Genomic DNA, 9,870 nt, shown 5'->3' with positions numbered 1-9,870 from the left:
ACCCAGGCCCTCGTCCCCGACGGCACCGGCCAGGCCCTCGTCGTCACCGGATCCACCGCCGACGACAGCACCTCCACCGCGACCCTCTACGAGAAGGGCCCCGGCGGCGGCTGGACAGCGGCGGCCGGCCCCTGGCCCACGCACAACGCGCTGCGCGGCTGGACCGCCGACCACACGGCCGGCGACCTGCGGACCCCCATCGGGGTCTTCCGGCTCGACGACGCGGGCGGCCGACTGCCCGACCCCGGTTCCCGCCTCCCCTACGACCAGGACCCCGAGTTCGCCATCAGCGGTACGGGCCTCTCCGGCGAACCCCTCGAAGGCTCCTTCGACCATGTGATCGCCATCGACTACAACCGTGTCCCCGGCCGGAGCCCGCTCGACAAGGAGCGACCGCTCGGCGCCGAGAAGGGCGGCGGGGTCTGGATCCACGTCGACCACGGCGGCCCCACCCAGGCCTGCATCACCCTCGAACGCGAGCCGCTGCGCCGTCTCATCCGGGCGCTCGACCCCGCCGAGGAGCCCGTCATCGTCATGGGCCCCGCCTCCGACCTGGCCGGCTGACGCCACTGCGTCGGACACCGCGGACGCGCGTCGGCCGGGGCCCGTCCGGGCCCCGGCCGACGCGCGCGTCCTCAGTTCGCTCCGCCGGTCCCGACCGCCCCGCGGAACGCGCCGGTGTGCAGGCGCACCTGCTCCGGGGTCAGGTACGCGTCGGTGTACTCGAAGTCCCGCAGCGTCCCCGCCTTCGACGCCAGGAACCCGGTCCGTACGAAGTCGTCCCCGGCGACGGCGTTCAGCAGCCAGTTCGTCATCACCCGGGTCTTCGCCACGTTGGTCCGCAGCGCCCCCCAGTGGTAGGCGCGGGCGACGGCCTGCGCCGGCGCCCCGTGCAGCTCCACACCGAGCGGCTTCGAGACGCCGTCCATGCCGCCGAGGTCCACCACGAGCCCCAGGTCCTTGTGCACGTACGGGTGTGTCGGCTCGCCGCGGAGCGTCGACACCAGGTTGTCGGCGACCGCCTTGCCCTGCCGCATCGCGTGCTGGGCGGTCGGCGGGCAGATCGCCCCCTCCTCGCCCTTGGCGAGATCCGGTACGGCCGCCGAGTCCCCGAGGGCCCACACACCGTCGAACCCCGGCACGGCCATCTCGGCCGACACCACGAGCCGTCCCTTGAACGTCTCCGCGCCGAGCGTGCCGATCAGCGGGCTCGCCGCCACGCCCGCCGTCCAGATGAGGGTCCGGCTGGGCAGCACCCGCCCGTCCGTGAGCGTCACCGCCTGGTCGTCCACCTTGGCCACCGACACCCCCAGCGACACCTCGATGCCGCGCTTCGTCAGGATGTCCGTCGCCGCCGTGCCCAGCTTCTCGCCCAGCTCGGGCATGAGCCTCGGCGCGATGTCGACCAGGTGCCACTTGATGAGCTTGGGGTCGATCCGCGGGTACCGCTTGGCCGCGTTGTGGGTGAGCAGCTGGAGGCAGGCCGCCGTCTCCGTGCCGGCGTAGCCGCCGCCGACCACCACGAACCGCAGCCGCGCGGCCCGTTCCTCCTCGTCGTTGCTCGCGTCCGCCAGGTCCAGCTGGGCGATGACGTGGTCGCGGACGTACACCGCCTCGGCGAGGGTCTTCATCCCGCGGGCGTGCTCGGCGAGCCCGGGGATGTCGAAGCTGCGGGTCACGCTGCCGGGCGCGAGCACCAGGTGGTCATAGGGCTCGGTGACGTACTCCCCGGCGATCGTCCGGACCACGCAGACCTTCGCCGCCGTGTCCACGCCGACCACACCACCCGGCACGATCCGGGTGCGGTGCCGCTCGCTGCGGCGCAGCGACAGGGCGACCGACTGCGGGGTCAGCACCCCCGCCGCCACCTGGGGGAGCAGGGGCAGGTACAGCTGGTACGAGAACGGGGAGAGGAGCGTGAGCTGTGCCTCCCGCTCCGTGAGGCGCCGTTCGAGCCGCCGTACGCAGGCGACTCCGGCGAAGCCGGCGCCCACCACGAGAATCCTCGGTCGCGTCACGCTGTCCGCCCTTCCGTAGGAGCGTGCAAGAAGCCATCGCATCGGGATGATCAAGCCGCATAGGAAATTTTCATCCGACTACCCGGGATGCGTCCTTTCTATCGCCAAAGGCGGCGGATCGCCCTTCGGCGCGGTCCGCCGAGGTTCCGCCGGGCCCCGGTCGCGGCGGTGCCGGGCGGGTCAGAGGACGACGATCCCCAGCGGCCGGGAACCGGCCGCGAGGCGCCGGGTGTCACCCGACTCCAGGTCGACGACGCTCAGGCCGTCCCAGTAGCCGTCGCGGGTGAACCCGCCGGTCACATAGGCGGTGCGGCCGTTCGGGGAGACCGCCACGTCCTCGTGCGGCCCGTCGAGCGGGTAGACCCGCTCGGCGCCGTCCGGCCTCCGGGCGGTCAGCGAGGGGCCCTCGTCCTCGGCCGGGTCGATCGGTCCCGTGCCGACCGTGAAGAGCGTGCCGTCGGGCGTCACCGTGGTGCCGTGCTGGTGGGTGTCGGCGGTCATCGGCTCGATGGTCGTCCGGCCCGTCCGCGGGTCGACGACCGCGAGCCGCTCGCCCTCGAAGGGCAGGAGCAGCCTTCCGTCCGACGGCCGGACGGCCGTGTAGTGCGGCTTCAGCCAGGAACCGAGCCCGCCCTCCGTGCCGTACGGGGCGACCTCCACCCGGCGCGGTGCGAGGGTCCCGGCGTCGACGACCGTGACGTCGAAGGAGTCGTGGTTCGTCGCGTAGACCTCGCCGCCGTCGCGGGACACGTCCACGTCGAAGGGGCGCCGGCCGACCGGCACCGCGTCCGTGACCCGCAGGGCCGCCGTGTCGATCACCTCCAGGGTGCCGTTCCCGCCCGGCACGTTGACCCCCACGTACACCCGGCGGCCGTCCGGTGCGAGTGCGATGCCCATGCCGCCGCCCCGGTACTCGCCGTTGGTCACCGGACCGGTGTCGGTCTCGTACGGGACGAGCGCGATCCGCTTCCTGGCCGTGGTGTCGACGACCGCGACCCCCTCGGCGGTCGCCACCCAGGCACGCCCGTCCTCGCCGAGCACCAGACCGTAGGGCGCGGTGCCCACCTCGACCGAGCCCGTGGGACCCCGCGCCGGGTCGACGAAGGTGACGGTGTCGGAGCCGAAGTCGGCGACCAGGAGGGTGCCCGCCGCGGGCCCGCCGGCGGGGGAGGGTGCCACGGTCGCGGGAGCCCGGGACGCGGAGGGGGAGCCGCCGGAAGACGTTCCGCCCGGTGACGCGGACCCCGGCGCGGAGGCCGCCTCGGACCCGGGCGCGGAGGCCGCCTCGCCGGAGCCCTGTGCGCAGCCGGCGAGCAGGACCACGGCCACGGCCCCGGGCAGGAGCACCCGGGCGGTACGGGACGCACGGCGGTTCTTCGGCATGACGGACTCCTCGGTACGGCGGACACGGGCGGCCCGTCCGGAGACGGGTCCGCACCCTGCCCCGATCCTCCGTCCAACCCCGGTCCGGCACGGTCCGCCGCCCGGCCCCGGTCCGCTCGCGGGACGGACGACACCGGGGTCGGCCGATCGGACGACCCCGAACGGGGCGAGGGCGTGCCCCCCCCCCGGCGGACCAGCGCGCCAGGGCGTGTCCTGCCCGGCGGATCAGCGCGGGAGACCGTCCAGGAAGCAGAGCGTCCGCTCCAGGCAGAGGGCCGTCGCCTCCGGCACGAAGGACGGCGTCCCGCGCTCGGCGAACAGATGCGCGTCCCCGGGGTACAGGAAGAGCCTGCGGTCCGCGGCGTCCGCGACCAGCGCGCGGGCCGCCGCCAGGTCGCCGTCGTCGACGAAGAAGGGGTCGGCGTCCATCCCGTGCACCTGCACGGGGACGCCCTCCGGCCACTCCGCGCCGAACTCCGACACCGGTACGCAGGCGCTGAACAGCAGTGCCCCGCGCGATCCCGGCCGGGTCTGCGCCAGCTTCTGCGCGGGCAGCGCGCCGAGCGAGAACCCGGCGTGGACGATCTCCGCGGGCAGGTCCGCGGCCGCCCGCTCGCCGCGCTCCAGAAGGGTGCCGAAGCCGACCTCCTGGGCGTGCCCCACGCCGCTCGTGAGGTCGGTGAAGGTCCGGCCCTCGTACAGGTCGGGAGTGTGCACGGTGTGCCCCGCGCGCCGCAGCTCGTCGGCGAACGCGCCGACTCCCGCGGTCAGCCCGAGACAGTGGTGGAAGAGCAGAACCTCGGCCATGTCGTCATCCCCAGTCGTCCTACGCGACCCCCGCCCCTGCGGCACGGGCCGTCCGCCAGCAGCATGGCCCACGGCACCGACAACGCCCGGGAGACACCGGCCCGGGGAACACCGGGGAAGGGCCGGCCAGGGGACCGCCCGGGAGGAACCAGCCCGGGAACGCCCGGGAAGGACCGGCCCGGGGAAGGACCGGCTAGCGCATCGGCCGGTGCGGCAGGACGGCGCCCGCCTGGCCCACGACACCCGAGGGGCCGCCGACCCCCATCGGACCGCCGACACCGGGGTGCTGAGCGCCACCCTGGGGTCCCCCGCCGCCCTGGTGGACCGGGAGCGCGTTTCCTCCCGCGTGCGCGACGACGCCCTGCTGCGGCCCCGGGGCGCCCTGCGGCGGCACCTGGATGACCCGGCTCAGGTCCCGCATGACCTCCTCGGCGACCTGGCGGACGTCACCCGGAACATCCCCCCGCTCCCGTATGAGCTCGGCGTAGATCGGTGCCGTGCCGTCCGCGTGGTTCATGGGGCTCGCTTCCTTCGTCTGCGCCGGTGAGGTCACCGACGGGGAGACGGCGAGTCTACGGGGCAGCACCGACAGCCCCCGGGGCGAGCCCCCGGACACCACCCGGCGGCCCGGCCCCGCCCCGGAAAACCGCTGTCCTCCCGGGCTTCCCGCGCCGACAATGGATCATCGAACACCCGGGAGGGACCCCATGAGCCAGGCGACCCTGACTCTGCACGACCTGATGCCGTCCGAAGAACTCGCCGCCGCGCTCGCGGACGGGCACGTGACGCGCAAGAGTCACCCCGAGCTGCCGCTGTCGATCTACACGTACACGCGCGCGTGCCAGTACGCCCAGCACTGGAACCGGGCGACCACCCGCTGCCGCGGCCTCGTCGCCGACGACGCCACGGGACGGATCGTCGCACTCCCCCTCCCCAAGTTCTTCAACGTCTCCGAACACGCCGCCGGGCGCCCCTACGCCCCACCGCTGCCCGACGAGCCCTTCGAGCTGTACGACAAGGTCGACGGCAGCCTCGCCGTGGTCTTCCACTACGACGGCCGCTGGCACGTCGCCTCCAAGGGCTCCTTCACCAGCGCCCAGGCCACCTGGGCGCAGCGCCGGCTCGACGCGGCCGACACCGCGGGCCTGGCGCCCGGCGTCACGTACCTCGCCGAGATCCTCTACCCCGGCAACCGGATCGTCGTGAACTACGGCGAGCGCCGCGACCTCGTGCTGCTGGCCGCCTTCGGCCCGGACGGCACCGAGGTCCCGCTGGCGGAGGCCACCGACGGCTGGCGGCCCCTGGGGTCCGTCGTCCGAACCTGGCCCGCCGTGGGCATCGCCGAACTCGTCGCCCTGACCGAGTCCAACACCCTCCCCGGCGGCCACCGGGCCACCGGCACCGACGCCGAGGGCTTCGTGCTGCGCTTCGCCTCCGGCCTGCGGGCCAAGGCCAAGCTCGCCGAGTACGTGCGCCTCCACAAGGTCCTCACCGGTGTCACCGAGCGCGACATCTGGCGCGGCCACGGCATCCAGCGCTTCGCCGCCCTCCCGGCCGGCACGGTCGCCAAGGGCCTCGGCTGCTCCGTGGCCGAGGTCGAGGCGGACGGCGGCAAGCCGCTCGACGCCCTCCTGGAGCAGGTCCCGGACGAGTTCGACAGCTGGGTACGGGAGGTGGTCGGCGGCCTCGAAACCGCGGCCGCCGACCGCGAGCGGGCCGTCGAGGAGACGTACGCCCGGCTGGCCCACCTCGCCGGCGACCGGGGTGCCTTCGCCCGCGCGGCCGCCGAGGTGCCCGACCGCGGTCTGCGGGCCGCCCTCTTCCTGCGCCTCGACGGGCGCCCGACCGACCTCCTCGTCTGGCGCGGACTGCGCCCCGAGACCTCCGACCCCTTCGCCCACGACCAGGAGAACTGAACCGTGCCTGTCGTCCACGTCATGACCGGACTCCCGGCCTCCGGGAAGACGACGGCCGCCCGCGCCCTGCAGGCGGCCGCCGAGGGGAACATGCGGCGCGTCAACCTCGACGACCTCCGCGCCATGCTCGACATCCCCTCGCCGGACCGGGAGCGGTCCCACCGGCACGAGCAGACCGTCCTCGGCATCCAGGACGCCGCCGTGCGCGCGGCCGTCGACGACGGCTTCGACGTCGTCGTCGACAACACCCATCTGACCCCGTACATCCCGAAGCGGCTGAAGGCCGCCGTGGGAGGCCTCGCCACCTTCGCCGTCCACGACTTCACCGACGTCCCCGTCGACGAGTGCGTCCGACGGGACGCCGAGCGTGAGCGGCCCGTCGGCGAGGAGATCATCCGCATCCTCGCCGCGAAGCACGCCAAGGCCACCCGGGGCGGCTGGCGGCTCACCGCGGACTGGCTCAACGACCGCCCCACGCTCGGCGAGCCCTACGTGCCCGACCCGAGCCTCCCCACCGCCGTCATGTGCGACATCGACGGCACCCTCGCCCTGCGCGTCGACCGCGGCCCGTACGACTTCACGCACTGCGACCGCGACCTGCCCAACATCTCCGTACGGGACGCCCTGCGCGCCTTCCGGCACACCGAGCGGGACCGGATCGTCCTCCTGTCCGGCCGCAGCGAGGACCACCGCGAGATCACCGAGGCCTGGCTCGCCCGCCACGAGGTGCCGTACGACGAGCTCTGGATGCGGGCCTCCGGCGACGGCCGCGGCGACGACCTGGTGAAGGCCGAGCTGTTCGACGCCCATGTGCGCCACCGGTACGCCGTCCGCGTCTCGCTGGACGACCGCGACCGCGTCGTCGCGCTCTGGCGCCGGATGGGACTGCCCACCTGGCAGGTCGCCTACGGCGACTTCTGACCCGCACCGCACGCCTCCGGGGGTGGCACCGCCCACCCCCGGAGCCGTGTCAGGATCGTGGGATGGTGGAAAAGATCATCGCGGCGTGCGACGGCGCGTCGAAGGGAAACCCCGGGCCCGCGGCCTGGGCATGGGTCATCGGCCGCGCCGACGGTTCGATCGACAGCTGGGAGGCCGGGCCGCTCGGCCGCGCGACCAACAACGTCGCCGAACTCACGGCCCTGGAACGCCTGCTGGAGACACTCGACCCGGCGACGCCGGTCGAGGTCCGCATGGACTCGCAGTACGCCATGAAGGCCGTCACGACCTGGCTCCCGGGCTGGCGGCGGAAGGGCTGGAAGACCTCCTCGGGCAGCCCCGTGGCCAACAAGGACCTGGTCGTCCGGATCGACGCGCTCCTCACCGGCCGCTCCGTCGACTTCGTCTACGTGGCCGCGCACCAGGTCGACGGCGACCCCCTCAACGACGCGGCCGACCGCGCGGCCAGCCACACCGCCCGCACCCAGGAGCCCGCCGGCTCGGCGGCCGGAGCCCCGCTGCCGCCCCCGGAGACCCCGACACGCGCCTCCGCGCCCCGCGCGCGCTCCTCAGCGCCGTCCGGCTCCGGCGGCGCCTCCGAGGCCGGTTCCGCCGGCGGTTCCGGCACCCGCCGGACGCGCTCCTCCGGCGCCACCCTGAAAGCGCGGTTCCCGGGCCGCTGCCGCTGCGGCAAGGCCTACGACAAGGGCGAGACCATCGCCAAGAACCCCGACGGCTGGGGTCACCCCGCCTGCGTGTGACCCCCCCTCCGGAACCGGTGGCCGTCCGAGTGGCGGGCGGCCACGTCCGGTGCTTGAGACCGGTCCACCCGGGTACGGGACAGCCTTCACCCAGGCGTGTCGGCGGGTTCGCCGGGGGTTCTGTTCTCCGAGCGCCTGTGGCTGCATACTGTCCTCCTCGCCACCGGTGACGAACCGATCTACCTGCTCATTTGTCGCTCTCTGACGTGGTCGGCACCGGCGAGAACCTCCCTCCTGCTGCCGCCGCGGCGACCCCTCGGCGGAAGCTTTCCCTGCCCGTGAAAGACCCGAGGTTCCGTGCCAGTACCTGTTCTCCTGACCGGGCGCTCCGTGCGCCTGGAGCCGCTGGCGATGCGGCACGCCGAAGCCCTCGCCCGGGCCGGCGGGGCGGACCGAGCGGCCTACGCCTTCACCCCCGTACCCGACGGCCTCGAATCGGCCCTCGACTACATCGCCCGTGCCCTGACGGATCAGGCGGCGGGACGATGCCTGCCCTTCGCTCTCGTCAGTACCGCCGACGAACGGGTCGTCGGCTCGACCCGGTTCCTCGAACTCGACTACTGGCGGGGGCCGCTGGTCTGGCCGCCCGTGCCCGGCATGCCCCACGGGGATCCGCTGACCTCCGTGCCGGACGCCGCCGAGATCGGCAACACCTGGATCGCGGGTGACGCGCGGGGGACCGGCATCAACACCGAGGCCAAGTACCTCATGCTCCGGCACGCCTTCGAAGCCTGGGGCGTCCGCCGCATCACGATGCGCGCCGACGCCCGGAACACCCGCTCCAGAATCGCCATCGAGCGCCTCGGAGCGAGCTGCGAGGGGGTGCGCCGCGCCCACTCCCGCGGGCTCGACGGAGCCGTCCGCGACACGGCCTTCTACTCGATCCTCGACGAGGAGTGGCCGACCGTCCGCGACATCATCGAGCTCCGCCTCTCCACACCCCGCCAGGTGCGCGTCCCGCAGGACCTGCTCCCGGCCTGACCCCCCGACCACCGCCGCGACGGGGGCCCGCCTCCCCGTCGTGGCGGTGGGCCGCCCTCCCACCGCGTCCCGACCCGCCGGTACCGTGAGCGCGACAGCCACCCGCGCTCACGCGCGTGACAGCGACCCGCGCCACCGAAGGGACCGAGCGATCGTGCCGACCGGAACCGCCGACGTACTCCTCCGCACGGAGGGCCGGGCCGGCTTCCTCACCCTGAACCGCCCCCGCGCCATCAACGCCCTCACCCACGCCATGGTCCTCGCCGTCGACGAGGCCCTGACCGCCTGGGAGCACGACCCGGACGTCACCACCGTCGTCATCGGGGGCGCGGGGGAACGCGGCCTCTGCGCCGGCGGCGACATCCGTGCCATCCACGACGACGCGCGCGACGGCGGCTCGGCCTCCGCCGCCTTCTGGCGCGACGAGTACCGGCTCAACGCCCGCATCGCCCGCTATCCGAAGCCGTACGTCGCCCTCATGGACGGCATCGTCATGGGGGGCGGGGTCGGCCTCTCCGCCCACGGCTCGGTCCGCGTCGTCACCGAACGCTCCCGCGTCGCCATGCCCGAGACCGGCATCGGCTTCGTCCCCGACGTCGGCGGCACCTACCTCCTGGGACGCGCCCCCGGGGAACTCGGCACCCACCTCGCCCTCACGGGCGCCCCGGTCGGCGCCGCCGACGCGATCCTCACCGGTCTCGCCGACCACTTCGTCCCCTCCACCGAACTTCCCTCCCTGGTGCGGGACCTGACCCGGCTCCCCGCCGACGAGGCCGTCGCCCGGCACTCCGCCGCCGCCCCGCCCGGTGTCCTCCCCGCACAGCGGGACTGGATCGACGCCTGCTACCCCGCCGAGAGCGTCGAGGACATCGTGCGGCGCCTCCTCGACTCAGGCGTGCCCGCCGCCAAGGAGACGGCCACCACCCTCCTCACGAAGTCCCCGACCGCCCTCAAGGCGACCCTGGCCACCCTGCGCCGGGCACGGACCCTCGCGACCCTCGAAGAGGTCCTCGACCTGGAGTTCCGGGTCTCCTGCGGCTCGCTCACCGGCCCCGACCTCGTCGA

At 74.2% G+C, this 9,870-nt stretch carries 10 protein-coding genes; 6 read left to right on the top strand and 4 right to left on the bottom strand.

Annotated features, from left to right (window positions below; translation table 11 throughout):
- A partial coding sequence (locus tag EAO70_RS07505) for a hypothetical protein (protein ID WP_148002255.1) occupies positions 1-564 on the top strand: 564 nt, incomplete at its 5' end.
- A gap of 71 nt (positions 565-635) precedes the next feature.
- Here the strand turns inward: EAO70_RS07505 and EAO70_RS07500 are convergent.
- The 4 genes from EAO70_RS07500 to EAO70_RS07485 all read right to left on the bottom strand — a co-directional run bounded on the left by EAO70_RS07500 (position 636) and on the right by EAO70_RS07485 (position 4,725).
- Positions 636-2,018 carry an NAD(P)/FAD-dependent oxidoreductase gene (locus EAO70_RS07500; RefSeq protein ID WP_148002227.1) on the bottom strand — a complete coding sequence of 461 codons (1,383 nt, stop codon included), beginning with the start codon at positions 2,016-2,018 and terminating at the stop codon, positions 636-638.
- Positions 2,019-2,198: 180 nt separating this feature from the next.
- Positions 2,199-3,401 (bottom strand): YncE family protein, encoded by a 1,203-nt coding sequence (locus EAO70_RS07495; protein WP_148002226.1) that lies wholly within the window; start codon positions 3,399-3,401, stop codon positions 2,199-2,201.
- 225 nt (positions 3,402-3,626) lie between these two features.
- On the bottom strand, positions 3,627-4,208 hold the full coding sequence (locus EAO70_RS07490; RefSeq protein ID WP_148002225.1) for a dienelactone hydrolase family protein: 582 nt from the start codon (positions 4,206-4,208) through the stop codon (positions 3,627-3,629).
- 193 nt (positions 4,209-4,401) lie between these two features.
- The gene (locus tag EAO70_RS07485; protein WP_148002224.1) at positions 4,402-4,725 is read right to left on the bottom strand and encodes a hypothetical protein; all 324 of its coding nucleotides are present in this window, start codon (positions 4,723-4,725) and stop codon (positions 4,402-4,404) included.
- 190 nt (positions 4,726-4,915) lie between these two features.
- Between EAO70_RS07485 and EAO70_RS07480 the strand changes: the two genes are divergently transcribed.
- The 5 genes from EAO70_RS07480 to EAO70_RS07460 form a co-directional block, all read left to right on the top strand.
- Positions 4,916-6,124, top strand: a complete 1,209-nt coding sequence (locus tag EAO70_RS07480; RefSeq protein WP_148002223.1) for an RNA ligase — start codon at positions 4,916-4,918, stop codon at positions 6,122-6,124.
- A 3-nt stretch (positions 6,125-6,127) separates the two neighbouring features.
- Complete coding sequence (locus EAO70_RS07475) at positions 6,128-7,045, top strand: AAA family ATPase (protein ID WP_261992731.1); 918 nt, start codon at positions 6,128-6,130, stop codon at positions 7,043-7,045.
- Positions 7,046-7,107: 62 nt separating this feature from the next.
- Entirely contained in the window at positions 7,108-7,824 is a 717-nt protein-coding gene (locus tag EAO70_RS07470; RefSeq protein WP_148002222.1) for a ribonuclease H, read from the top strand.
- 297 nt (positions 7,825-8,121) lie between these two features.
- Entirely contained in the window at positions 8,122-8,805 is a 684-nt protein-coding gene (locus tag EAO70_RS07465) for a GNAT family N-acetyltransferase (RefSeq protein WP_148002221.1), read from the top strand.
- 154 nt (positions 8,806-8,959) lie between these two features.
- A partial coding sequence (locus EAO70_RS07460; RefSeq protein WP_261992730.1) for an enoyl-CoA hydratase/isomerase family protein occupies positions 8,960-9,870 on the top strand: 911 nt, incomplete at its 3' end.

This window comes from Streptomyces sp. adm13(2018) (assembly GCF_008042145.1).
Lineage (GTDB): Bacteria > Actinomycetota > Actinomycetes > Streptomycetales > Streptomycetaceae > Streptomyces.
Note: the sequence above shows the minus strand (reverse complement) of the source record. Positions and strands in the feature narration are given on the sequence as shown.

Excerpts from the sequence above, each read along its gene's own strand:
- EAO70_RS07480 (WP_148002223.1), top strand. The coding sequence starts at position 4,916 with ATGAGCCAGGCGACCCTGACTCTGCACGACCTGATGCCGTCCGAAGAA.
- EAO70_RS07490 (WP_148002225.1), bottom strand. The coding sequence starts at position 4,208 with ATGGCCGAGGTTCTGCTCTTCCACCACTGTCTCGGGCTGACCGCGGGA.
- EAO70_RS07470 (WP_148002222.1), top strand. The coding sequence starts at position 7,108 with ATGGTGGAAAAGATCATCGCGGCGTGCGACGGCGCGTCGAAGGGAAAC.
- EAO70_RS07495 (WP_148002226.1), bottom strand. The coding sequence starts at position 3,401 with ATGCCGAAGAACCGCCGTGCGTCCCGTACCGCCCGGGTGCTCCTGCCC.
- EAO70_RS07485 (WP_148002224.1), bottom strand. The coding sequence starts at position 4,725 with ATGAACCACGCGGACGGCACGGCACCGATCTACGCCGAGCTCATACGG.